Genomic DNA, 24761 nt, shown 5'->3' on the forward strand with positions numbered 1-24761 from the left:
GACCGGGTCGCGGCGCGTCATAAAGCCCCTCAAGACCTCGCTCACTGTAGCGTTTGCGCCACTTGAAGACGGTTTGAGTGCTAACCTGAAGAGAGTCTGAGATCCCTTTTGGTGTCTCACCTTCGTTCAGTAACAAAAGAATCTTGGCGCGTTGCGCCAGATGCTGGCTCAGGGTATTGGTTCGGCACCAACTTTCGAGTTCCAACTGATCGTTTACAGTTAGATTAAACGGCGCTGCGGGTTTGGCCACAATGGGAGCCTTTTATTGCTGATGGATAGCTCTTATTATACCCGATATGGATCAGCGAATTAAACAGACGAAACACTAGCCACTTCATAGTAGTTAACAATCTTATCGACGGCAGTTTCATACAGGGAATCGTCCGAACCAACCCAGACCTGACCAAAGCTGTCACCCGCCACGCCGATATAAGCTTCGTCAAGTTTGATGCGGCCACGGCCTTTAGACTTGTCATCGGCGTCAATTCCATCCAGCTCAATTTTGAGGAAGCCAGTGATGCCTGGTACGATTTCGTGCTCGTGCTTTACACCGATGGTAGAGCCGTTATCGTTGTGTGCAATATCGCTATCACCACCATCAACGTTGTTGTGAGTGATCGCATACTGGATATTACCGTAAATCTGCGGCATCGACTCCATTTGAGCTGCCAACTCAGAAGCTGACAAATTGCCTTGCGCAGCATTTGCAACGCCAGTGAAGGAAATGGCTGCAATAGCCGATGCAATGAGTGTTTTTTTCATGTTGTATGTCCTTTTGCGAGTTAGGTCAGGTTTTAACACCGGGTTAATCCCGATTTTTTAGGGTGCCCCAGTACAACTGGACGGCCCCCATTTTAGTGTTGCAACATGTCAACTCCATGACATGACAGCAACTTTTTTTTATTATTGAGATCTGCGTTTAGACAGGCCTTACATTTCAAACATTTACAGACCTTTCTTAAAGCTCTGAATTGCGCTCCTTTTTTAATATAATAGATCTTATTTTGCAATCTTTTAATGTTGAACTTTTAGCTCATTTGGCTCCAATCCTGAGCCCCCCGTAAAACGTGACGCGGGCCCAAACGCTAGCGCGCTCACCACTCCCTTTCTTAGGCTGAGAGCATAAAAGTTACCGGCCCATCATTGACCAGGCTCACCTTCATATCTGCACCAAAACGCCCTTCTTTAACCTTTTCGACACCCGCACTTATGCGGGCAAGGTCAAGAAATTGGGCATAGAGGTTTTTTGCGGCTTCCGGGGCAGCCGCACGAGAGAGGCCTGGGCGGGTACCAGAGGTTGTATCGGCTGCAAGCGTAAACTGAGGAACCACGAGCAGGGCACCACCTGTGTCGAGCAAGCTTCGGTCCATACGTCCCGTTTCATCGGGAAAAATGCGATATGTAAGAACCTTCCGGGACAATTCTGCTGCCTCGTTCTGCCCATCTCCCTGCTCAACACCTAAGAATAAAAGGATGCCGGCATCTATCCGCGAAACTTCGCGCCCATCAATTTCGACGCTCGCTTTTGACACCCGTTGGACAAGTCCCTTCATCCGCTTCCTTGCAAACCCTGATCAAATAAAAATTAACATCTGGCAAGAGTGTATCCATGCGCGCACCTTCTCGCAACCCCGAGCCGAAAGAGGCGTTAGCCGGCATTTTTGGCGGTTTTTGCGAGCACATCTTCAACACCCCTCACAAGCGCATCGACAATGGCAGGCTCGGAAGCAGAGTGCCCGGCATCGCGAATAATACGCAAGTCTGCTTCGGGCCACGCCTTGCTTAGGGCCAGCGCATTTTCCAACGGGCACACCATATCGTAACGCCCATGAATAATAACGCTGGGTATGTCCCGAAGCTTATAGGCATCCCTTATAATTTGATTCACCTCAAGAAAAGCGGAATTCATAAAGTAATGACACTCGATTCGCGCCAGCGCAATCGCAACATGGGGGTGACCAAAATGATCAACAACTCGGGGGTTTGGTTGCAGTGTGGCGCAACGCCCCTCCCAAATTGACCAGGTTTTTGCAGCCTGAATCTGTTCCAGCTCATTGCTGCTGGTCAGCCTGCGATAATAGGCACTCACCATATCCCCACGCTCACCCTCAGGAATCTGTGCCTCAAATTCTTGCCAGTAATCCGGGAATACCCGGCTTGCGCCATCCTGATAAAACCAGGAAATATCCCGCGGGCGGCACAGAAAAATGCCCCGAAGCACAAGCCCCAGTACCCGCTCAGTATGAGTCTGAGCGTATATCAAACTGAGGGTCGACCCCCAACTTCCACCGAATAGGAGCCAACGATCGATCCCCAGAAACACGCGGATGGTTTCCATATCCTGAACCAGCTTATCGGTGCTATTGCCCACCAGCTCAGCCAGAGGTGTTGAGCGGCCGGCCCCGCGCTGGTCCATCAGAATAATCCGGAAACGCTCGGCATCAAAGAATCGTCGATGGTAATCCTCACACCCTCCCCCGGGGCCACCATGCACGAAGAGAACTGGAATACCCTCCGGGTTGCCACTTTCCTCAACGTACAGTTCGTGGGGCGCGTCCACCGCCAGCCTATGCTTGGCGTAGGGTTTGATATCTGGATACAAGGTGAGCATCAGCCACTCCGCTAATCAGGTGAGATTCCAGAACATTGTAGCGGAGTTGCTTGGGCGGCGAGTCGATTTGAAGAAAGTCAGGGCCAAAAAAAAGCCGACGCTGTTGCCAGTGCCGGCCTTTTTCAAAACGGGAACATTACTTCTTGTTCGCGCGCTTACGATCGTTTTCAGTAAGGTGCTTTTTGCGCAGACGAATAGATTTTGGCGTTACTTCCACCAGTTCTTCATCGTCGATAAATTCCAGCGCTTGCTCCAGGGTGAACTTAATCGGCGGCACCAAGGCAATGACTTCATCCTTGCCAGAGGCTCGCATGTTATCAAGTTTCTTGCCCTTGGTCGGGTTGATCACCAAATCATTGTCACGGCTGTGGATGCCACAAAGCTGCCCTTCGTAGATTTCCTGGCCAGGATCGAGGAAAAGCTTACCGCGACTCTGGAGAGTTTCCAGAGAGTAGGTCAACGCTGTTCCTGTGGCCATGGATATCAATACGCCATTCTGGCGACTGGTCACATCACCACCCTTGATGGGCCCATAATGGCTGAAGGTTGAGGTGAGAATGCCTGTGCCGGATGTCATGGTCAGAAAGCTGTTCCGGAAACCAATCAAACCACGGGCAGGAATGGTGTACTCAAGCCGCATACGGCCCTTGCCATCCGGAACCATATTGGTCAGCTCGCCTTTACGCAGCCCCATCTGCTCCATCAAAGGGCCCTGGTGCTGCTCTTCAATGTCGACAATGACGTTTTCGTATGGCTCTTGCTTCTCGCCGTCTACTTCCTTAATCACCACTTCCGGGCGACCTACCGCCAACTCGAAATTTTCACGACGCATATTTTCGATCAGAACCGAAAGGTGCAGTTCACCACGACCAGAAACCTTGAACTTGTCCATGGTTTCGCCGTCTTCAACCCGCAGAGCCACGTTGTGAAGCAGCTCTTTTTCCAGGCGGTCCTTAATGTTCCGGCTGGTTATGAACTTGCCTTCCTTACCGCAAAACGGCGAGTCGTTAACCTGGAAGGTCATGGATACCGTGGGCTCGTCTACCGTAAGCGGTGGCAGGGCCTCAACGTTGTTCATGTCGCACAGGGTATCGGAGATGTGCAGCCTGTCCAGGCCACTTATACAAATGATATCACCCGCCTGAGCTTCCTCGACTTCTACACGCTGCAAACCGGAGTGACCCATGATTTTGAGAATCCGGCCCTGGCGCTTCTTACCATCGGCGCCAATAGCAATTACCGGCGAGTTGGTTTTGATCTTGCCTCGGGCAATGCGGCCAATACCAATTACACCAAGAAAGCTGCTGTAATCGAGCTGGGATATCTGCATCTGGAAGGGACCATCCATATCCACATCTGGCGCAGGCACGTGATCCACAATCGCCTGGAAGACAGCGTCCATGTTGTCGCTGAGATCCTCGTGCTCAAGGCCCGCAACACCGTTCAACGCGCTGGCATAGACAATGGGGAAATCCAGCTGCTCGTCGGTAGCACCAAGACTATCAAACAGATCGAAAACCTGCTCCACAACCCAGTCTGGACGAGCGCCCGGACGATCAATCTTGTTCACGACAACAATCGGGCGTAGCCCGGCTGCGAAAGCTTTCTGAGTTACAAATCGAGTCTGTGGCATAGGGCCGTCGATGGAATCAACCACCAGAAGCACACAGTCAACCATGCTCATTACCCGCTCTACTTCGCCGCCAAAATCCGCGTGCCCAGGGGTGTCTACGATATTGATATCGTATCCATTCCATTTAAGAGCGGTGTTTTTGGCAAGAATAGTAATGCCCCGCTCTTTTTCCTGGTCGTTGGAGTCCATGACGCGCTCGTTCTCGAGCTCTTTGCGATCCAACGTGCCAGATAAACGCAGCAACTTGTCTACAAGTGTGGTCTTACCGTGGTCAACGTGGGCGATGATGGCGATATTACGAAGTTTTTCTATCACAAAATTATTCCTGCGAAATGCACTCAATGACCTGAGAAAACCGTTCAGGGCCAACCCCCACACACGCTCTCTCAAATCTGTAAAATGAACTCATCCACCGGGGCATAGCGGCCCGGCGCCTCACATGTGACGGCCAGATCGATATCCCAGGCACATGCGGAGAAAATGAAGCGGCGCGCAGTATATCGAAAACTCCGCACCGTTTATATGAAGAAGAACGCCTATTTCTTAATCAGTTTCACCAGATGGGCGCTGCGCACCAATTCGGTGCAGCGCCCAAAGCACTCTCATTACAACGCACCAGAATGACGCACGGCTTTCTTGCTGCAGGCATTCATTCAAGGCACGCCCTCCCTGCAAGCATACGTAAACTGCGGTATCCAGCATAAAAAGACACCAAGTCAGGATAACCAATTAAAGCTGGCAAGCACCTTGCTTTATGATACCCAACAGCTTGCTAACCTTCTGCGCAGCTGAAATGTAAAGGTAAGGTTCAACAGCTTTTGCTAAGCTGCGCAGATCTTAACAACAGACCGGAATTCTAGCCTAAAGAAGCGTCCGGAATACTGATCACGAATACTCCCACTATGCGGGACTACTTACGGAGCATGCACAATGTCCAAGACAGTTGATTTGATTAAAGAACACGAAGTCAAATGGGTTGATATGCGCTTCACCGACAGCCGGGGCAAAGAGCAACACGTCACCATTCCTGCAACTGAGATCAATGAAGACTTCTTCGCCGAAGGCAAGATGTTTGACGGCTCCTCCATCGCCGGCTGGAAGGGCATCAACGAATCCGACATGATCCTGATGCCGGATGACAGCAGCTCCGTTGTTGATCCGTTCACCGAAGAAAGCACGATCAATATTACCTGCGACATTGTTGAGCCTTCTACCATGCAAGGCTACGAGCGGGATCCGCGCTCTGTTGCTCACCGTGCCGAAGAGTATCTGAAGTCCACCGGCATCGCCGATGGCGCTCTGTTTGGTCCGGAGCCCGAGTTTTTCGTCTTCGATTCTGCGAAGTGGAAAACTGACATGCAGGGTTCCATGTATTCGCTTCACTCAGAAGAAGCAGCGTGGGTTTCCGGTGACGACTTTAACAGCAACAACATTGGCCACCGCCCTGGCGTAAAAGGTGGCTACTTTCCAGTGCCGCCAGTAGACAGCTTGCACGACCTGCGGGGCGCGATGTGCGCCGCCATGGAATCCATGGGCCTGGTTATTGAAGTGCACCACCACGAAGTGGGCACTGCCGGCCAATGTGAAATCGGTGTTGGCCCGAACACATTAACCAAAAAAGCTGATGAAGTTCAGATTCTGAAATACTGTGTGCACAACGTAGCCCATGCCTACGGCAAAACCGCCACATTCATGCCCAAGCCGGTAGTAGGCGATAACGGCTCCGGCATGCACGTGCACATGAGCCTGAACAAAGACGGCAAAAACCTGTTTGCTGGCGACAGCTATGCGGGCCTGAGCGAAATGGCGCTGTTCTACGTGGGCGGCATCATCAAGCACTCAAAAGCCATTAACGCGTTCACCAACCCAGCTACCAACAGCTACAAGCGTTTGGTTCCAGGCTATGAAGCACCGGTTATGCTGGCGTACTCCGCCCGTAACCGTTCTGCGTCTATCCGCATTCCGTACGTCACCAGCCCAAAAGCTCGCCGTGTAGAAGTACGCTTCCCCGACGCCGCAGCCAACCCATACCTGGCATTCTCAGCGCTCATGATGGCGGGCCTGGACGGCATCCAGAACAAGATTCACCCTGGCGATGCCATGGACAAGGATCTGTATGACCTGCCTAAGGAAGAGGCTCTGAGCATTCCGAAGGTTGCCGAAACTCTGCAGGAAGCCCTCGATTGCCTAGCAGAAGATCACGAGTTCCTGACCCGTGGCGGCGTATTCACTGAAGATATGATCCAAGGCTACATTGATCTGAAGCGTGGCGAGGTTGAGCGCATCAACATGACCACCCACCCGGTTGAGTTCGAGCTGTACTATTCATGCTAAAACCGCTTCAGCGGACTCCTGCTAAAGTCGCCCCGCGATAGAAAGCAGCACCAAAAGCCTCGCTCTCACACAGAGCGGGGCTTTTTTTGGACTGTTTTTTGTGACTTTGAACACAATGCCACCAGCCTTAACGATATGTAACCATCATCTCCCCTCCGTCACATTGAAAAGGTCTGCCCGGCCATTGATAATCAAAGCGAACATCACTACAGGCTGTACTTATGAACTCAAGGCTTGGAATCTCAGCAGGGCTTTTGCTCCTGATCGCAGGGCCAGTGGCCGCAGAGGTTTACCGCAATGTGGATGCGCAGGGCAACGTAACCTTCTCCGATGAGCCCTCAAAAGGCGCAGAGGCGGTAAAGGTAAAACCGGTTACAACCATTACGCTCCCCAAACCGCAAAACGTACGGGAAACCGACAAACTCCGGGAAGACGTAAAGCGAGAAGGTGCGATATATAAAAGCGTCTCGTTTACTTACCCTGAAAATGAGCAAGCATTCTACAGCGGCAGTGGCGATGTGCGCTTTGAAATGCAGAGCACGCCGGGGCTTGAACCGGGCCACAAATACGAAGTAACCTTGGATGGACAGCCTGTTGGCCAGAGCACCTCGGGCACCGTTACCATTAGCAACGTGTTCCGTGGCACCCATGAAGCCGGCATCCATATTGTGGACAACAATGGAGTTCAGATTAAAACAGGCAGCTCCGTTCGCTTTACAGTTCACCGTCCCTCAACTCAAAATTGACAAATATCGCACTACACTGGTGCTCGAGCACTAAAATGGTGCGACAATGCGGACAGTAACGACGCAAAGTGCCGGAGCTGTCCAGACTTTTTTCGCAAAGCCGCCCCCAAAGCAAAGTCCTCACCGGCGTTTTTGCTGCCCCACACCTAAACCATCAGAATAAACCGCAAGAGTATCGAGACTGGTTCGATTTTTGCTGAATCCTGTTACAACCAACAGGAAATACCCATGGCACACTCCTCAGCCAACGCAAACAGATACAAAAACATGCTGGATAGCCTCACCACAGCAGTTGTTGTGCTGGAGAGCAATCTGGCAATCCGCTATCTGAACCCTGCGGCTGAAAGCCTGTTTGAAACCAGTATGGCCCGCAGCACCGGCCTTGCGTTCGAAGATATCCTCCTGAGCTCTGATGGAGCTCTCAGAACCCTGCGCAAAGCGGCTGAAACCGGCCAATCCTACACGCGCCGCGAAACTGAATTTTTACTTGCAAGCGGCTCCCGAAGAGCCGTGGACTACTCGGTCTCACTTCTTGACCAGAACCCCATTACGCTAATGGTGGAGATACAGCCAAGAGACCGCCTGCTACGGATAAGCCGGGAAGAGGATCTAATTGCACAGCAGGAAACCACGCGGATCCTCGTGCGCGGCATGGCCCACGAAATAAAAAACCCACTTGGAGGCATTCGTGGTGCCGCTCAATTACTTGATCGCGAACTGAGCAGCGAGGACCAGCGCGAATACACCCAGGTCATTATTAAAGAAGCTGATCGCTTACGCGGCCTTGTAGATCGAATGCTGGGCCCTAATAAAGCGCTAAAACTGGCGCCTGCAAACATACATGAGATTCTTGAGCGTGTACGCACCTTATTAGAAGCAGAAAGTAAGGGCCGGGTTCAGTTTAAACGAGACTACGACCCCAGCCTGCCCGAACTTTCAGGTGACAAAGAGCTGCTCATTCAGGCCTTCCTCAACATCGCACGCAATGCAATGGAGGCAGCCTTTGAAAGCCAATCCAGCCATGGTAGCGAGGCAAGGATACCCACCATCACGTTTCGCACCCGCGCCTTGAGACAAGTCACTATAGGCCCCAAATGCCACCGCCTCGGATGCCGAATAGACATCATCGACAATGGCCCCGGAATCGCACCGGAACTGCGCCAGAACATTTTCTACCCGATGATCAGCGGTCGTGCCAACGGCACCGGGCTCGGGCTGTCCATTACTCAGAGCATCATAGGCCAGCACCACGGCCTGGTTGAGTGTGAAAGCGAGCCCGGCCAAACGGACTTCATCATTTTCCTGCCTTTGGAGAGCACGCCATGAGCCAACAACCTGCAAAAATCTGGATCGTAGATGACGACCGCAGCATACGCTGGGTGCTGGAACGAGCCCTAAGCCAGGCCGGCATGCTGCCAACGGCCTTTGAGAACGGCGAAAGCATCATGAAACGGCTGGAGCGCGAGCAGCCTGACGCCATCATCAGCGACATCCGTATGCCCGGAGTGGATGGCATCACCCTACTCTCACGGATTGTTGAAGCACACCCAGACGTACCGGTCATCATCATGACGGCGCATTCCGATCTGGAAAGTGCTGTAACCAGCTACCAAACCGGTGCCTTTGAATACCTTCCGAAACCCTTTGACGTAGACGATGCGGTTGCTCTGGCAAAACGGGCGGTCGCTCACAGCCGTGAAAAGCGGGCAGCTTCCGAGCCCCAAACAGCAACCATTCAGCAAAGTACCGAAATCATCGGCGAAGCCCCAGCCATGCAGGAAGTTTTCCGCGCTATCGGCCGGCTTTCCCACTCCAACATCACGGTCTTAATCAACGGCGAGAGCGGCACCGGTAAAGAGCTGGTTGCCCGGGCACTTCATAACCACAGCCCCCGGGCCCAGCATCCGTTTATTGCGCTTAACATGGCGGCCATTCCCAGAGACCTTATAGAATCGGAGCTCTTTGGCCACGAAAAAGGTGCCTTTACCGGCGCCACAGCGGTACGCCATGGCCGTTTCGAGCAGGCCAACGGTGGCACCTTGTTCCTTGATGAAATCGGTGACATGCCTGGGGATACCCAGACACGGCTACTGCGGGTTCTGGCCGATGGCGAGTTCTACCGCGTTGGCGGCGCTACACCGATCAAAGTTGATGTCCGCATCATCGCAGCCACTCATCAAGACCTGGAGAAGCTGGTTCAGTCTGGCTCGTTCCGCGAAGACCTCTTTCATCGGCTGAACGTAATTCGCGTGCATTTGCCAAAGCTGGCCGAGCGCCGGGAGGATATTCCCCAACTGATGCAGCACTTCCTGCAGCGAGCCGCCAACGAATTGGCTGTAGAGCCCAAAACCCTGCGGCCAGAGGCCGAGAGCTACCTCACAACTCTACCCTGGCCCGGCAACGTGCGACAGCTTGAAAATACCTGTCGGTGGCTCACGGTAATGGCGAGCGGTAGAGAAGTTCACGTTGACGACCTGCCCCCTGAGCTACGAAACCAAAACGAACACACGCCTACCGGATCCACCTGGCAGGAAGGACTGAGAAACTGGGCCGATCAGGAGTTAAGACGGGGAGAAAAAGCCATTCTTGAGTTGGCCGTACCAGAGTTTGAAAAGATCATGATCGAGATCGCCCTTAAGCACACCGGTGGCGACGCCGCGATGCATCGGTTCTCCTCGGCTGGGGGCGGAACACTCTGACTCGCAAAATCAATGAACTGGGCATGGATAGCCCTGCGGAAGAATGAGCTTGGAACGGGCATAAAAAACGGCTGCCTAAGCAGCCGTTTTCTTTAACGTTCAATAAATAAACGCTAGAAGGGTATGTCGTCGTCAAAGTCGTCAACCGGCTCAGGCATACTGCCACCCTGTTGCGGCTGGCCATGCTGGCTTTGGCCTTGGCTATAACCACTTTGAGCCGGAGATTGCGGATTATTTTGCGGCTGGGCAGCCGGTGCCGGCTGCTGCTGAGGGCGTCCAGCAGGTGCTCCTTGGTTCATGTTGCCTTCACCGCTACTGCGGCTGTCCAGCATCTGCATCTGGCCATTAATATCGACAACCACCTCTGTAGTGTATACGTCTTGGCCTTCTTTGTTCTGCCATTTACGCGTCTGCAGCTTGCCCTCGATATAGACTTTCGACCCTTTACGCAGGTACTGACCAGCTATCTCCGCAATCTTTCCAAACATAACAATGCGATGCCATTCGGTTTTCGGAACCATCTGGCCGGTCTGGCGATCCTTGTAACTCTCATCGGTCGCAAGGTTCAGGTTCACCACGGCATTGCCGTTCGGGGTATAACGGGTATCCGGATCCTGCCCGAGATTCCCGATAAGAATAACTTTGTTTACGCCTCTTGCCATGTTCTGCTCCCGATTCTGTTTTCATGGGCGCCCGCACTCCTTGCGAGCCTCCGGATTTCAAGAACTGCTACCCTGCTGGACAAACGGAAAGTCCGCAAGTAACGCCTCATCAAAGTGCTGTCGATCCACCTTCAGATAGGCGGTGGCAGCGTTTTCAACAATGACCACATCCTGCACGCCCGGCAAGCCGCGCAGACTGCCATCAACTTCGTCGTACTGGCCACCTACTATATCCCGCAACTGTACCACGAAACCTGACGTGTGGCCCGGCGGCGCCATGGTAAGAGCAACTAACAACCAGAGCCCGAGCACCGCCACCATAAACCACACAACACCTTCAATTCCTACCTGTTGCAGCAGGAAGCCCCCAAGGGCCCCGCCCAAAAAAGCACCCATGAATTGAGAGGTGGAATACACCCCCATGGCCGTTCCCTTGCTGGCAGCCGGCGCCTCTTTACTGATTAGGGATGGCAAGCTGGCCTCAAGCAGATTAAAAGCCATAAAAAAGAAAAAAAGAACAATCCAGGCAATGGGCAAGCTATTCGACACCCCCGCAAGCCCGGCTGTCGCCAATGTAAGCAACGCAACGGCACCACAGAGCACAGGCTTCATTCTGCGCTTTTTTTCACCGATAATGATAAACGGCACCATGGCAAAAAATGAGGTGATCATCACACTCAGGTAAAACCACCAGTGTGAACTGCTGGCCAGCCCGAGCTGATCCTGCAACACAGATGGAAACACCAAAAAAAGTGAAGTCAGTACCAGGTGCAATGCAAAGATCCCAAAATCCAGCCGCAACAGGCGCCTGTCAGACAGCACGCGCCCCAACATTGCTTTCGCTGGATGAGTATCGGCACTGATTTTATGTTGGTGTGGCGTAGGCACCACACGGCTAACAATGAATAAGGCAATCATAGCCAGCACGGCGGTGGCATAGAATATCCCCGAGAGCCCCCACACCGAACCCAGTAACGGCCCGAGAACCAACGAGACTGAAAACGAGAGCCCGATGGAGATGCCCACCGTTGCCATGGCTTTGGTTCGCTCTTCTTCACGGGTCAGGTCACTAAGCAGCGCCATAAGTACACTGGCGATAGCGCCTGCGCCCTGAAGGATCCGACCAGCAATAACAACGTATATCGAATCTGCGGAACCTGCCAGTATGCTGCCGGCAGCAAAAAGAATCAGGCCAATATAGATCATGCGCTTGCGGCCTACACGATCTGAAAGTAAACCAAAAGGGATTTGCAGCAGAGCTTGGCTCAAGCCGTATGCGCCAATGGCAAAACCAAGCAGCGCAGGCGTCGCACCTTCAAGGTCGTCACCCAGCAACATGAACACCGGCATGATCATAAACAGCCCAAGCATCCGTATGGCATAAACCGATGCCAGCGAAAATACGGAGCGTTTTTCCAGCGCATTCATGGCAGTTGGCTCCTCGTCGGGGTTGAAAGCTTGGCCTGGCGAAAGAACATATGATCCGCCGGCGGCGCATTGTAACAGAAGGTTCTCCACCGGGGGACAGCTACCAACTTTACCGACACTTTCGCCGCAGCCGGCGTAACACGGTATAATTTCCGTTTTTTCCAAGCGAGGTTTTATGGATCATATCCAGATCAAAGGGGCACGGACCCACAACCTGAAAAACATCGACCTGGATATCCCTCGGGACAAGCTGATAGTGATCACCGGTCTATCCGGCTCAGGTAAATCATCCTTGGCATTTGATACGCTTTATGCGGAAGGTCAGAGGCGCTATGTGGAATCCCTATCCACCTATGCGCGTCAATTCCTATCCATGATGGAAAAGCCGGATATTGATCATATCGAGGGCTTATCCCCTGCTATATCTATCGAGCAAAAATCCACATCCCACAATCCGCGCTCGACGGTTGGCACCATTACGGAAATCTACGACTATCTGAGGCTATTATTCGCACGAGCCGGGGAGCCTCGTTGCCCCGAGCACGGCCAGCCGTTGGAAGCGCAAACCGTCAGCCAGATGGTAGACCAAGTACTCTCCATGCCGGAAGACAGCAAGCTGATGATCCTTGCACCGGTCATCCGAGATCGTAAAGGGGAGCACCTGCAAGTCGTCGAAACCATGCGTAGCCAGGGTTTTATCAGACTGCGGGTCGATGGGATCGTATACGACATCGACGATGCTCCTGCCCTCGATAAAAAGCGAAAACATCAGATTGACGTAGTCGTCGACCGCTTCAAAGTAAAGCCCGGCCAGGAACAGCGCCTCGCCGAAAGCTTTGAGACGGCCCTGGGGCTTGCCGACGGTATAGCCTTGGTTGCCCCCATGGATAGCGAAACAAATAGCGAAGGCGAAGAGCATACATTTTCGGCAAAGTATGCCTGCACACAGTGCGGCTACGCCCTAAGCGAGCTGGAGCCAAAGCTGTTTTCATTCAACAGCCCAGCCGGGGCCTGCCCTACTTGCGATGGCCTGGGCGTTAAGCAATTTTTTGATGCTGAGAAAATCGTGCAACACCCGGAAGCAACACTTGCCGCAGGTGCCATCAAGGGCTGGGACCGACGGGCCGTATACTATTTCCAGTTGCTTGGCAGCGTTGCAGAACACTATAACATGGACCTCGAGACCCCTTGGGAGGAGTTCCCAGAAGAATTCCAGACCACGCTGCTGTTCGGCTCCGGAACGGAAGACATTGTCTTTCGATACGTGAATTCACGCGGCCACATTATGGAAAGAGCCCACTCCTTCGAAGGGATCATTCCAAATCTCGAGCGTCGCTACCGGGAGACAGATTCCCAAAGTATGCGCGAAGAACTGGCCCGCAACCTCAGCACCCAGCCATGTAAAGAATGCCATGGCTCCCGACTGCGGCGCAGTGCCCGCCACGTGTTCATTGAAGAACGAAATCTTCCGGAGCTAACCCGTCTTCCCATTGGCGAAGCTATTCCTACTTCGATACCTTGGAGCTACCGGGGCGCAGAGGTGAAATAGCTGAGAAAATTACGAAAGAAGTCCGACAGCGGCTTCAGTTTCTTGTGAATGTAGGTTTGGAATACCTCACTCTGGAGCGCAGCGCAGACACGCTTTCCGGCGGCGAGGCACAACGAATACGGCTCGCCAGCCAGATTGGCGCCGGCCTTGTTGGCGTTATGTACATCCTCGATGAACCGTCCATAGGGCTGCATCAACGCGACAACGATCGCTTGCTAAGCACGCTTACCCACCTGCGTGATCTGGGCAACACCGTCATTGTTGTTGAACACGATGAGGACGCTATTCTCGCGGCCGACCATGTTATCGATATCGGCCCAGGGGCAGGCGTACACGGCGGCGAAATCATTGCCCAAGGCACGCCTGCCGAGATCCTTGCAAACCCCAATTCACTGACTGGCCAGTACCTCAGCGGCGCTAAGGAAATAGCCATTCCGCAAACCCGAAATACAGGCTCGGGCCAAAATCTCACATTAACCGGCGCCACCGGCAACAACCTTCAAAACGTCACTCTTACCCTGCCGCTGGGCGTCATGACCTGCGTAACTGGCGTTTCCGGCTCCGGGAAATCCACCCTGATCAATAGCACCCTGTACCCGGTGGCTGCAGCGAAACTCAACAAAGCGACCAGTCTCAGTGCCTCCCCCTATGTCGGACTAAAGGGTCTTGACCAGTTGGACAAGGTCATCGACATAGATCAGAGCCCCATTGGGCGCACGCCCCGCTCCAACCCGGCTACCTACACAGGCCTTTTCACGCCAATTCGTGAGCTATTCGCAGGCACTCAAGAGGCACGATCAAGGGGTTACAAGCCCGGTCGCTTCTCGTTTAACGTGAAAGGTGGTCGGTGTGAGGCGTGCCAGGGCGACGGCATGATTAAAGTAGAAATGCACTTCCTTCCCGATGTGTACGTGCCCTGCGATGTGTGCAAAGCCAAACGCTACAACCGGGAAACCCTGGAGGTGCGGTACAAAGGCAAAAACATCAACGAAGTTTTGAGCATGACCGTAGAGGAGGGCCGAGAGTTTTTTGACGCCGTGCCGTTTCTTGCCAGAAAGCTACAAACACTGATGGATGTGGGACTCTCCTACATTCGCCTTGGGCAAAGTGCGGTCACTTTGTCTGGTGGCGAAGCTCAACGGGTGAAGCTCGCTAAAGAGCTGTCTAAGCGGGATACCGGCCAAACGCTGTATATTCTCGATGAACCCACTACAGGACTCCACTTCTACGACATCCAGCAACTGCTGAACGTATTACAACGCCTAAGAGATCACGGCAACACCATCGTTGTCATAGAGCACAATCTGGACGTAATCAAAACCGCAGACTGGGTAATCGACTTGGGTCCCGAAGGTGGTTCTGGCGGCGGCCAGATCATTGCAGAAGGCACTCCGGAGCAGGTTGCAGAAAACCCGGGATCGCATACAGGTCACTATTTAAAGCAACTGCTAAATAAATAGAACGGATATAGCCACAGTGTCAGAAGGCCAGGGATGGCCCAACCCACCCTTACAAGCTACAGAGAATCTCCTCAAATCCCAGACACAAAAAAACCGGACACCTCTCGGGATCCGGTCTTTTTGTAGACTAACCGACAATGTTACTCGCCGCTTTCGTCTACTTCTTCTGCTTCGATGTCCAACGGACGACCTACCAGCTCAACAAATGCCATAGGGGCATTGTCGCCAGCGCGGAAGCCACACTTCAAAATACGAAGGTAGCCACCCGGGCGCTCATTGTAACGGGGGCCAAGCTCATTAAACAGCTTGGCAACCGCTGCATCGTCGCGCAGACGTGAAAACGCCAGACGACGATTCGCAACCGAATCTTTCTTGGCGAGCGTGATCAAAGGCTCAGCTACACGACGAAGCTCTTTGGCTTTCGGTAGCGTTGTTTTAATCAGCTCATGACCAACCAGTGACGCAGTCATGTTACGAAACATGGCCTTGCGATGCGCACTGGTCCTGCTGAACTTACGACCACTCTTACGATGACGCATTGCTCTGATTCCTTACCTTAAACTAATCGGCAATCAACCGCCCAAAACCCGGTCGTCGCCACGAAGGCTAGCCGGTGGCCAGTTATCAAGACGCATACCCAGAGACAAACCACGGGACGCCAAAACGTCCTTGATCTCGGTGAGCGACTTCTTACCAAGGTTAGGCGTCTTCAACAGCTCAACTTCTGTGCGCTGGATAAGATCGCCGATGTAGTAAATATTTTCAGCCTTCAAGCAGTTAGCTGAACGCACTGTCAGTTCCAGATCATCAACCGGGCGCAGCAGAATAGGATCAATTTCTTCCTCTTCCTCAACGCGCTCTGGTTCTTTTTCATGATCAAAATCGACAAACACCGCCAGTTGCTGCTGGAGAATCGTGGCTGCCCGGCGAATTGCTTCTTCCGGATCGATCGTGCCATTTGTCTCCAAATCAATAACCAGCTTGTCCAGATCGGTACGCTGCTCTACTCGTGCACTTTCGACGGAATAGGCTACGCGACGAACCGGGCTGAAGGTTGCATCCAGCTGCAGGCGTCCGATTGCGCGGGTTTCGTCTTCTTCAAGACCACGCTGATCTGCCGGCTCATAGCCGCGACCACGTGCAACACGCAAACGCATGTTCACTTCACCCTTCTCACTCAGGTGACAGATCACATGATCCGGGTTGGAAATTTCCACGTCATGATCCAGCTTGATATCACCAGCTGTGACAACGCCCGGGCCCTTTTTGCTGAGGGTTAACTCAGTGTCGTCCCGACCATTCATCTTGACCGCGACGCCTTTAAGATTCAGCAGAATCTCAATGACGTCTTCCTGGACACCTTCAATGGCGCTGTACTCGTGCAGGACACCATCAATCTGCACTTCAGTTACGGCGCAGCCCGGCATCGAAGACAAAAGAATGCGACGCAATGCGCTACCCAAGGTGTGGCCAAAGCCCCTTTCAAGAGGCTCAAGCGTGACCTTGGCGCGTGTTGCACCCGATTCTTTCACGTCAATCGTACGAGGTGTCAATAACTCATGTACTGAACGCTGCATAGACGCCCCTATCTACTATCGTTGCTAACTGGGCTTTACTTAGAGTAAAGCTCGACGATGAGGTTCTCGTTGATGTCGGCCGGCAACTCAGTACGCTCAGGTACTGATTTGTAAACGCCGGACATCTTAGTGGCGTCGACCTCTACCCAGCTTACCGGAGCACGGCTTGAAGACAGATCCAGAGCGCCTTTAACGCGCAGTTGGTTTCTGGCCTTCTCACGCACACTCACAACATCACCTGGCTTGACTTTGTAGGACGCAATGTTCACTACCTTGTCATTCACCAGAATTGCCTTGTGAGAGACGAGCTGACGGGACTCCGCACGGTAGAACCGAATCCCATGCGATATACAACGTTATCAAGACGCGTCTCGAGAAGCTGCAGTAGGTTTTCACCCGTTGCACCCTTCAGGCGAGCCGCTTCTTTATAATAGTTGCGGAATTGCTTTTCCAGTACGCCGTAAATACGACGAACCTTCTGTTTTTCACGAAGCTGTACGCCATACTCGGACAGACGACTGCGACGTGCGCCGTGCATACCCGGCGGGGTCTCGATGTTGCACTTGGAATCCAAGGAGCGAACACCGCTTTTCAGAAAAAGATCTGTCCCTTCACGACGAGACAGTTTGCACTTCGGGCCTATGTAACGAGCCATATTTCCCTGTCTCCTGTGTTAGACGCGACGCTTTTTAGGCGGACGGCAGCCGTTATGGGGAATCGGCGTAACATCTGTGATGTTAGTGATCTTGTAGCCGCACCCGTTTAGAGCACGAACTGCAGATTCACGTCCGGGCCCGGGACCCTTAACCTCTACGTCCAGGTTTTTAAGGCCGTATTCAGCAGCCGCGTTACCGGCTCTTTCAGCTGCTACCTGCGCAGCAAAAGGTGTACTCTTGCGTGACCCACGGAAACCGGAACCACCAGAGGTAGCCCAAGACAGGACGTTGCCCTGACGGTCAGAAATGGTCACGATAGTGTTATTGAAGGACGCGTGAACGTGCGCGACGCCATCAACAACGGTCTTTTTCACCTTTTTACGGGTACGTGTACCTGGCTTTGCCATGTTTGCCTACCTGTTACCTGCGAATCGGTTTGCGTGGACCTTTACGGGTGCGCGCGTTGGTCTTGGTGCGCTGGCCGCGGACTGGAAGCCCGTGACGGTGGCGCAGACCACGGTGACATCCGAGATCCTTCAAACGCTTAATGTTCATCTGTACTTCACGACGCAGATCGCCTTCAACGATCGCCTTGCCCACTTCGGTACGAAGTGATTCAAGCTGATCGTCGGATAGGTCCTTGACCTTGACGTCCGGCTTAACGCCGGTTGCATCGCAAAGCTTCTGGGCTGTTGTCTTGCCAACACCAAAGATGTAGGTCAGCGAGATAACAGCATGTTTGTGATCGGGTATATTGACACCGGCTATACGTGCCATCCAAATTACTCCGCGTTCAAAGCTATGCTGTGTGAATTTTCCGCCACTAATAAGGGCGCGAAATAGTAGCGCCTGACCCGGTACCGAGTCAAGCGCTACTATTCATACCCCTCTCACAGGCCAGGATGTTTCCCGAGGGAATCAGCCCTGACGCTGCTTATGGCGAGGCTCCGAGCAGATGACTCTTACTGAGCCATTGCGACGAATTACTTTGCAGTTACGGCAAATTTTCTTTACCGAAGCGCGTACTTTCATTGTCGACTCCAGTTTTCAAGGGGAACGGGATTAACCGTTCCGACCATAGCCCTTGAGATTGGACTTCTTCATCAGCGATTCATACTGATGCGACATCAGGTGCGACTGAACCTGCGCCATGAAATCCATCACCACGACTACAACAATCAGCAGTGAGGTGCCACCCAGATAGAAGGGCACATTCCCGGCAACCATCAGAAACTGAGGGAACAGGGAGACTGCTGCAATGTACATTGCACCGAACAGAGTCAGGCGAGTCAGAACACCGTCAATATATTTGGCGGTCTGATCGCCCGGACGAATGCCCGGAATAAACGCGCCAGAGCGCTTGAGGTTATCCGCAACTTCTTTCGGGTTGTACATCAGTGCTGTATAGAAGAAGCAGAAGAATACCACTGCTGCTGCGAACAGAATGATGTACAACGGCTGGCTTGGAGCCAGTGCCTGGGACACGTCGCTGAGCCACTCCATACCTTCGCCCTGACCAAACCACTGCCCCAGCGACGCTGGGAAGAGCAGAATGGAGGAAGCGAAAATGGGAGGGATAACCCCCGCCATGTTCACTTTCAAAGGCAAGTGACTGGACTGCTGGGCAAAAACCCGACGGCCTTGCTGCCGCTTTGCGTAGTTGATGGTCAGGCGTCGCTGCCCACGCTCCATGAAGACCACGAAGCCAACCACAGCAATAGCAAGAATACCGATACCCAAAACGACCAACAGACTCATTTCGCCGTTACGAGCCTGCTCCAGAGTCTGACCTATTGCACCAGGAAGCCCTGCGACAATACCTGCGAAGATCAGCAGGGAGATGCCGTTACCGACACCTCGCTCAGTAATCTGTTCACCCAGCCACATCATGAAGACCGCACCACTTACGAAAGAGACTACCGCCACAAAATGGAAGCTGAAGCTATCGTTAAAGGTGACGCCTTGCGATGCCAACCCGACAGAAATACCAAAGCCCTGAACCAGAGCCAAGATAACCGTGCCATACCGCGTGTACTGGCTAATCTTTCGACGTCCAGCCTCGCCCTCTTTCTTCAGCTGCTCAAGTTGCGGACTTACCGCCGTCATGAGCTGCATGATAATCGAGGCAGAGATATACGGCATGATACCGAGAGCGAAGATACTCATGCGCTCAAGCGCACCACCGGAAAACATGTTGAACATACTCAGGATAGTGCCCTGATTCTGCTCAAACAGTGCTGCCAATCGGTCTGGGTTAATACCTGGCACCGGAATATGGGCACCGATCCGGTACACCAACAATGCCAGGAAAACAAACCAGAGCCGCGATCGCAGCTCTGCAAGTCCTTTTCCCGCGCCCGCAGGCAATGATGCGTTCTTGGCCATTTAGTCCTCGACTCGCCTTAGTCTTCGACTTTGCCACCCGCGGCAGAAATTGCCTCGCGCGCGCCTTTTGTTACCCGAAGTCCTTTCACGGTTACTGCGCGGTCGAGCTCGCCCGACAGGATAACCTTGGCTTCGCGAATTTCTTCGCGGATGATGTCGGCCTTCTTAAGAGCCGCCAGATCCACAATATCGCCTTCAACCTTCGCAAGCTCGTTCAGACGAATCTCGGCAACATAGCGCTGTTGGCGCGATGTAAAGCCAAACTTCGGCAGACGTCGAGCTATAGGCTGCTGACCACCTTCAAAACCAGGGGCTACGCTACCACCGGAACGGGCTTTTAGACCCTTGTGGCCGCGGCCACCGGTTTTACCGAAACCACTACCGATACCACGACCAACGCGCTTAGCGGCAGGACGTGAACCAGGCTCTGGACTAAGTTCGTTTAGACGCATCTTAGTTCTCCTCAACCCGAACCAGGTAGTTCACCCGGTTGATCATGCCGCGCATGGAAGGTGTATCTTCCACTTCTACGGTATGACCGATTTTACGAAGACCCAAGCCCTTCACACAAAGTTTGTGCTTAGGCTGGCAGCCAATCGGGCTGCGGGTCAGAGTTACTTTGATCGTTTTTGCGTTCGCCATGACTTCAACCCAGAATCTCTTCGACGGATTTACCGCGCTTGGCTGCAATATCTTCAGGCGCTTGAGTTGCCTGGAGACCCTTGATGGTGGAACGTACTACGTTCACCGGGTTGGTAGACCCGTAACACTTGGACAGTACGTTCTGAACACCTGCAACCTCAAGCACCGCACGCATCGCACCACCGGCGATGATACCTGTACCTTCAGAGGCCGGCTGCATGTACACCTTGGAACCACCATGCTGGGCTCGCACTGCGTACTGCAAGGTAGTGCCATCTAGCGGCACATCTACCATGTTCTTACGTGCAGCTTCCATTGCCTTCTGGATAGCGACCGGCACTTCACGAGCCTTGCCGCGGCCGAAGCCAACGCGTCCTTTTCCGTCACCAACAACGCTCAGCGCGGTGAACGCGAAAACGCGACCGCCCTTAACCACTTTGGCAACGCGATTGACCTGAACCAGCTTTTCCTGGAGCTCAGGCGCCTTCTGATCGTTAACGCTCATCTTCTCCACCTCTTAGAATTGCAAGCCAGCTTCACGGGCTGCGTCGGCTAAAGCCTGCACACGACCGTGGTAACGGTAACCGGAGCGGTCAAAAGCGACCCGCTCAACACCTGCCGCCTTGGCACGCTCAGCAATAAGCTGACCAACCTTTTTGGCGGCATCCACGTTACCGGTTGCACCCTGGCGCAGATCCTTATCCAACGTGGAGGCAGTGGCTAAAACCTGGCTGCCATCTGCTGTCGTAACCTGGGCGTACATGTGACGCGGGGTGCGGTGAACGCACAAACGTGTCGTACCCAGTTCACGGATCTTCATGCGCACTTTGCGTGCGCGACGCAATCTTTCGTTATTCGCGCTCATAGTCCCGCCTTATTTCTTCTTGGCTTCTTTACGTCTTACCTGCTCATCCGCATACCGCACACCTTTGCCTTTGTAAGGCTCGGGCGGACGGAACGCGCGGATTTCCGCGGCGACGTGGCCAACCTGTTGCTTGTCGATACCGCGGATGACAACTTCCGTATTAGACGGAGTTTCAACGGTAATCCCCTCGGGCAGCTCATACACCACCGGGTGAGAAAAACCCAGCGTCAGATTAAGCTTCTTACCTTGCGCCTGGGCCCGGTAACCTACACCGATAAGCTGGAGCTTGCGCTCAAAGCCTGCGGATACACCAGTCACCATGTTGCTGACCAGCGCGCGGGTTGTTCCAGCAAGAGCGCGGGACTGTTGGGCACCATCACGGGCAGCAAAGCGAAGAATATTTTCTTCCTGCTTTACTTCCACCGCCTGGTGAATTGAAAAATCAAGCGCTCCTTTGGAGCCCTTTACATTAATTTCCTGTCCGTTCAGCTTAACCTCAACACCGGAAGGCAGCACGACAGGATTATTGGCAACCCTGGACATGTGATTCTCCTAAAATACGGTGCAGATGACTTCGCCACCCACGCCAGCAGCTCGTGCGGCGCGGTCTGTCATTACGCCCTTAGACGTAGAGACAATCGCGACTCCCAAACCACCGGATACTTTCGGTAGTTCCCCGGTGCCCTTGTACTGGCGCAGACTTGGACGGCTAACCCGCTTAATCTGCTCAATAACAGGCTTGCCACCGAAGTACTTGAGCGTGATCGTAAGCTCAGGCTTTACATCGGCTGAAACGGAAAAATCTCCCACGTAACCTTCGTCCTTGAGGACTTGGGCTACAGAGATCTTCATCTTTGAAGAGGGCATCGTAACATCTGTCTTCGATGCCATCTGGGCGTTGCGTATACGGGTTACCATATCCGCAAGCGTGTCTTGCATACTCATTGGTATGAGGCTCCTAATCTTTTTAGTTGTGCAGCGGCTTGCCGCACCGCTTACCAACAGGCACCTGACCGAAGCCAGGCAACCTATCTTACCAGCTTGACTTAGTCAGACCCGGAACGTCACCACGCATGCCGTATTCGCGGAGTTTAATCCGTGAAAGCTCAAACTTGCGTAGAACGCCGTGAGGGCGACCAGTTACCTGGCAACGATTACGAAGACGCGAAGGAGAAGCATCGCGAGGAAGCTGTTGCAGCTTCATCTGTGCGTTCCAACGGTCATCATCGCTGGTATTCGGGTTCTTGATAATCGCCTTGAGCTCAGCACGCTTCGCTGCAAATTTTGCAACGGTTTGCTCGCGCTTAAGCTCACGGTTCTTCATGGAAACCTTAGCCATTACTCTCGTTCCTTTATTTCTTGAACGGAAAGCCGAAAGCTTTCAACAGCTCGCGTCCTTCATCGTCGGTATCGGCACTGGTGGTAATGGTGATATCCAGACCACGGATCTTGTCGACTTTGTCGTACTCGATCTCAGGAAAGATAATCTGCTCACGCACACCCATGCTGTAGTTACCGCGCCCGTCAAAGGACTTGGGATTCAGACCACGGAAGTCACGAATGCGGGGAACCGCAATGTGAACCAGGCGATCAAAGAAATCCCACATACGCTCACCGCGCAGGGTAACTTTGCAACCAATCGGCCAACCTTCACGGATTTTAAAGCCCGCTACGGATTTACGCGCCAACGTAACAACCACTTTTTGACCTGCCAGGCGCTCTAGATCTGCCACAGCATTCTCAATCAGCTTCTTGTCACCGACCGCTTCGCCGACACCCATGTTCAGGGTAATCTTTTCGATACGCGGCACCTGCATAATGTTCGTGTAGCTGAACTCTTTCTGCAGGGCGGGTACCACTTCCTTGCTGTACTGCTCTTTCATATTAAGCATCGTAACCACCACCGCTTACTGGTTATCGACAGCTTCTTTCGTAGCTTTGAAGATCCGAGATTTCGCGCCGTCTTCCGTAATCTGGAAGCCAACACGACCGGCCTTACCGGTCTGCGGATTAAAAATAGCCACGTTGGAAGCCTGGATAGGTGCTTCTTTTTCGACGATGCCACCAGGGGTGCCCAGCATCGGGTTCGGCTTGGTGTGCTTCTTCATCATATTGATGCCGGAAACAATCACCTTGCCGTCGTCCTGAACTTTCAGAACTTTACCACGTTTGCCTTTGTCTTTCCCCGTAGTGACGATTACTTCGTCATCTCGTTTGATCTTTTTCATAACCGGCCTCTGGTCCTTTAAAGTACTTCGGGTGCCAGTGAGATAATTTTCATGAACTTTTCATTTCGCAGCTCACGGGTAACCGGTCCGAAGATACGGGTACCAATAGGCGCGTCCTGGTTGTTCAGAAGTACCGCCGCGTTACCGTCAAAGCGGATCAGCGACCCGTCGGGACGGCGAACACCCTTGCGAGTGCGCACGACGACAGCTTTAAGTACCTGGCCTTTTTTCACTTTGCCGCGGGGGATGGCTTCCTTAACGGTCACCTTGATGACGTCCCCTACGCTGGCATATCGCCTGTGTGAACCGCCCAGGACCTTGATGCACATCACCTGACGCGCACCGCTGTTATCCGCGACTTCAAGCATTGTCTGAGTCTGAATCATGGTTGTTCTCCGGGCGTCTTACACCTTGGATGCATGTTCAGTGACTTCCACCAGGGCCCAGCTTTTGGTCTTAGAGACCGGGCGGGTTTCCTGAATGGTCACAGTGTCACCGATATTGCATTGGTTGCTCTCATCGTGAGCGTGGATCTTGGTTGAACGCTTCATGTACTTACCGTACAGAGGGTGCTTCACCTGACGCTCGACCAACACCACGATGGATTTCTCCATCTTGTTGCTCACGACCTTTCCGCTCAGAGTTCTGGCAGTTTGGGTAGCTTCGGTCATGTCACTGTCCTGCCTTTTCGTTCAATACTGTTTTCACGCGAGCAATGTCACGCTTCACCCCTGGGAGGAGATGAGACTGATTCAGCTGACCCGTCGCTTTACGCATACGCAGGTTGAACTGCTCCTTCAGGAGGCCGATCAGATCTTGCTTCAGCTCCTCGGCTGACTTTGCACGCAGCTCTGTTGCTTTCATCACATCACCGTCCTCGTTACAAAGGTGGTCTGTACCGGCAATTTAGCAGCAGCCAGAGTGAAAGCTTCACGCGCGATATCTTCAGCCACGCCTTCCATCTCGTAGAGCATGCGGCCCGGCTGAATCTCAGCCACCCAATACTCGACAGAACCTTTACCTTTACCCATACGAACTTCCAGGGGTTTGCCAGTAATCGGCTTATCCGGGAAGACGCGAATCCAGATCTTACCACCCCGCTTGATCTTACGAGTCATGGTACGACGTGCGGCTTCAATCTGACGGGCAGTTATACGCCCGCGACTGGTCGCCTTCAATCCGTATTCACCGAAGCTCACCTTGTTAGCGCGGTGAGCAAGACCAGTGTTACGGCCTTTCATTACCTTGCGAAATTTGGTGCGTTTTGGTTGCAGCATAAGAGTGCC

At 53.1% G+C, this 24761-nt stretch carries 29 protein-coding genes and 3 pseudogenes; 5 read left to right on the forward strand and 27 right to left on the reverse strand.

The genetic code is table 11. From position 1 onward, the window contains the following. The 5 genes from BCA33_RS15620 to typA all read right to left on the reverse strand — a co-directional run. The coding region (locus tag BCA33_RS15620) for a helix-turn-helix domain-containing protein (RefSeq protein WP_139173035.1) at positions 1–250 on the reverse strand (250 nt) is incomplete at its 3' end. 59 nt (positions 251–309) lie between these two features. Further along, positions 310–762 (reverse strand): porin, encoded by a 453-nt coding sequence (locus BCA33_RS15625; protein ID WP_071267295.1) that lies wholly within the window; start codon positions 760–762, stop codon positions 310–312. Between the two features lie 347 nt (positions 763–1109). Continuing rightward, the gene (dtd, locus tag BCA33_RS15630; protein WP_071267297.1) at positions 1110–1553 is read right to left on the reverse strand and encodes a D-aminoacyl-tRNA deacylase; all 444 of its coding nucleotides are present in this window, start codon (positions 1551–1553) and stop codon (positions 1110–1112) included. Between the two features lie 95 nt (positions 1554–1648). Then, entirely contained in the window at positions 1649–2611 is a 963-nt protein-coding gene (gene pip, locus BCA33_RS15635; RefSeq protein ID WP_071267299.1) for a prolyl aminopeptidase, read from the reverse strand. 136 nt (positions 2612–2747) lie between these two features. Continuing rightward, complete coding sequence (gene typA / locus BCA33_RS15640) at positions 2748–4559, reverse strand: translational GTPase TypA (RefSeq protein ID WP_071267301.1); 1812 nt, start codon at positions 4557–4559, stop codon at positions 2748–2750. A 615-nt stretch (positions 4560–5174) separates the two neighbouring features. Here typA and glnA point away from each other — a divergent pair. The 4 genes and pseudogenes from glnA (at position 5175) to ntrC (ending at position 10070) form a co-directional block, all read left to right on the forward strand. After that, positions 5175–6578, forward strand: a complete 1404-nt coding sequence (gene glnA, locus BCA33_RS15645; protein WP_071267303.1) for a glutamate--ammonia ligase — start codon at positions 5175–5177, stop codon at positions 6576–6578. A gap of 221 nt (positions 6579–6799) precedes the next feature. Continuing rightward, positions 6800–7324, forward strand: a complete 525-nt coding sequence (locus BCA33_RS15650; RefSeq protein ID WP_071267305.1) for a DUF4124 domain-containing protein — start codon at positions 6800–6802, stop codon at positions 7322–7324. Between the two features lie 228 nt (positions 7325–7552). After that, positions 7553–8650: a nitrogen regulation protein NR(II) gene (gene glnL, locus BCA33_RS15655; protein ID WP_071267307.1), complete on the forward strand. Its 1098-nt coding sequence runs from the start codon at positions 7553–7555 to the stop codon at positions 8648–8650. Then, a pseudogene (gene ntrC, locus BCA33_RS15660) lies at positions 8647–10070 on the forward strand (nitrogen regulation protein NR(I)). The gene glnL and the pseudogene ntrC overlap by 4 nt, the downstream one beginning before the upstream one ends. Positions 10071–10136: 66 nt before the next feature. On the opposite strand, the gene ssb reads toward ntrC, so the two are convergent. Beyond that, positions 10137–10685: a single-stranded DNA-binding protein gene (gene ssb, locus BCA33_RS15665; RefSeq protein ID WP_071267309.1), complete on the reverse strand. Its 549-nt coding sequence runs from the start codon at positions 10683–10685 to the stop codon at positions 10137–10139. A gap of 57 nt (positions 10686–10742) precedes the next feature. Then, positions 10743–12113 carry an MFS transporter gene (locus tag BCA33_RS15670; RefSeq protein ID WP_071267311.1) on the reverse strand — a complete coding sequence of 457 codons (1371 nt, stop codon included), beginning with the start codon at positions 12111–12113 and terminating at the stop codon, positions 10743–10745. Positions 12114–12288: 175 nt separating this feature from the next. Here BCA33_RS15670 and uvrA point away from each other — a divergent pair. Continuing rightward, positions 12289–15122, forward strand: a pseudogene (uvrA, locus tag BCA33_RS15675) (excinuclease ABC subunit UvrA). A gap of 140 nt (positions 15123–15262) precedes the next feature. Here uvrA and rplQ read toward each other — a convergent pair. The 20 genes and pseudogenes from rplQ to rplP all read right to left on the reverse strand — a co-directional run bounded on the left by rplQ (position 15263) and on the right by rplP (position 24752). Continuing rightward, complete coding sequence (gene rplQ / locus BCA33_RS15680; protein WP_071267313.1) at positions 15263–15661, reverse strand: 50S ribosomal protein L17; 399 nt, start codon at positions 15659–15661, stop codon at positions 15263–15265. 33 nt (positions 15662–15694) lie between these two features. Continuing rightward, positions 15695–16699 carry a DNA-directed RNA polymerase subunit alpha gene (rpoA, locus tag BCA33_RS15685; RefSeq protein ID WP_071267315.1) on the reverse strand — a complete coding sequence of 335 codons (1005 nt, stop codon included), beginning with the start codon at positions 16697–16699 and terminating at the stop codon, positions 15695–15697. A 35-nt stretch (positions 16700–16734) separates the two neighbouring features. Then, positions 16735–17354: pseudogene (rpsD, locus tag BCA33_RS15690) on the reverse strand (30S ribosomal protein S4). An 18-nt stretch (positions 17355–17372) separates the two neighbouring features. After that, positions 17373–17762, reverse strand: coding sequence for a 30S ribosomal protein S11 (rpsK, locus tag BCA33_RS15695; protein ID WP_071267319.1), 390 nt, complete (start codon positions 17760–17762; stop codon positions 17373–17375). A gap of 13 nt (positions 17763–17775) precedes the next feature. Continuing rightward, the gene (gene rpsM / locus BCA33_RS15700) at positions 17776–18132 is read right to left on the reverse strand and encodes a 30S ribosomal protein S13 (RefSeq protein WP_071267321.1); all 357 of its coding nucleotides are present in this window, start codon (positions 18130–18132) and stop codon (positions 17776–17778) included. A gap of 141 nt (positions 18133–18273) precedes the next feature. Then, on the reverse strand, positions 18274–18387 hold the full coding sequence (rpmJ, locus tag BCA33_RS19940) for a 50S ribosomal protein L36 (protein ID WP_008174902.1): 114 nt from the start codon (positions 18385–18387) through the stop codon (positions 18274–18276). A 30-nt stretch (positions 18388–18417) separates the two neighbouring features. Beyond that, positions 18418–19740 (reverse strand): preprotein translocase subunit SecY, encoded by a 1323-nt coding sequence (secY, locus tag BCA33_RS15705; protein ID WP_071267323.1) that lies wholly within the window; start codon positions 19738–19740, stop codon positions 18418–18420. A gap of 17 nt (positions 19741–19757) precedes the next feature. Beyond that, on the reverse strand, positions 19758–20192 hold the full coding sequence (gene rplO, locus BCA33_RS15710) for a 50S ribosomal protein L15 (protein WP_071267325.1): 435 nt from the start codon (positions 20190–20192) through the stop codon (positions 19758–19760). A 1-nt stretch (position 20193) separates the two neighbouring features. After that, positions 20194–20382, reverse strand: coding sequence for a 50S ribosomal protein L30 (gene rpmD / locus BCA33_RS15715; RefSeq protein ID WP_071267328.1), 189 nt, complete (start codon positions 20380–20382; stop codon positions 20194–20196). 4 nt (positions 20383–20386) lie between these two features. Then, entirely contained in the window at positions 20387–20887 is a 501-nt protein-coding gene (gene rpsE / locus BCA33_RS15720) for a 30S ribosomal protein S5 (protein ID WP_071267330.1), read from the reverse strand. Between the two features lie 12 nt (positions 20888–20899). Continuing rightward, positions 20900–21247, reverse strand: coding sequence for a 50S ribosomal protein L18 (gene rplR, locus BCA33_RS15725; RefSeq protein ID WP_071267332.1), 348 nt, complete (start codon positions 21245–21247; stop codon positions 20900–20902). Between the two features lie 9 nt (positions 21248–21256). Continuing rightward, entirely contained in the window at positions 21257–21790 is a 534-nt protein-coding gene (gene rplF, locus BCA33_RS15730) for a 50S ribosomal protein L6 (RefSeq protein WP_071267334.1), read from the reverse strand. Between the two features lie 9 nt (positions 21791–21799). After that, positions 21800–22192: a 30S ribosomal protein S8 gene (gene rpsH, locus BCA33_RS15735; protein ID WP_071267336.1), complete on the reverse strand. Its 393-nt coding sequence runs from the start codon at positions 22190–22192 to the stop codon at positions 21800–21802. 88 nt (positions 22193–22280) lie between these two features. Further along, positions 22281–22586: a 30S ribosomal protein S14 gene (gene rpsN / locus BCA33_RS15740; RefSeq protein WP_071267338.1), complete on the reverse strand. Its 306-nt coding sequence runs from the start codon at positions 22584–22586 to the stop codon at positions 22281–22283. Between the two features lie 13 nt (positions 22587–22599). Further along, positions 22600–23139: a 50S ribosomal protein L5 gene (gene rplE, locus BCA33_RS15745; protein WP_071267340.1), complete on the reverse strand. Its 540-nt coding sequence runs from the start codon at positions 23137–23139 to the stop codon at positions 22600–22602. Between the two features lie 15 nt (positions 23140–23154). After that, positions 23155–23475 (reverse strand): 50S ribosomal protein L24, encoded by a 321-nt coding sequence (gene rplX, locus BCA33_RS15750; RefSeq protein ID WP_071267342.1) that lies wholly within the window; start codon positions 23473–23475, stop codon positions 23155–23157. 17 nt (positions 23476–23492) lie between these two features. Next, a complete protein-coding gene (gene rplN / locus BCA33_RS15755; RefSeq protein WP_012139776.1) occupies positions 23493–23861 on the reverse strand; it encodes a 50S ribosomal protein L14 in 369 nt (122 codons plus the stop codon). 18 nt (positions 23862–23879) lie between these two features. Further along, the gene (gene rpsQ / locus BCA33_RS15760; protein WP_071267344.1) at positions 23880–24146 is read right to left on the reverse strand and encodes a 30S ribosomal protein S17; all 267 of its coding nucleotides are present in this window, start codon (positions 24144–24146) and stop codon (positions 23880–23882) included. A 1-nt stretch (position 24147) separates the two neighbouring features. Beyond that, positions 24148–24339: a 50S ribosomal protein L29 gene (gene rpmC / locus BCA33_RS15765; protein WP_071267346.1), complete on the reverse strand. Its 192-nt coding sequence runs from the start codon at positions 24337–24339 to the stop codon at positions 24148–24150. Then, the gene (gene rplP, locus BCA33_RS15770; protein ID WP_071267348.1) at positions 24339–24752 is read right to left on the reverse strand and encodes a 50S ribosomal protein L16; all 414 of its coding nucleotides are present in this window, start codon (positions 24750–24752) and stop codon (positions 24339–24341) included. The genes rpmC and rplP overlap by 1 nt, the downstream gene beginning before the upstream one ends. Positions 24753–24761: the final 9 nt, after the last annotated feature.

Origin of the sequence: Marinobacter sp. AC-23 (genome assembly GCF_001858325.1) — a bacterium.
In the GTDB taxonomy this organism is placed as follows: Bacteria; Pseudomonadota; Gammaproteobacteria; order Pseudomonadales; family Oleiphilaceae; genus Marinobacter.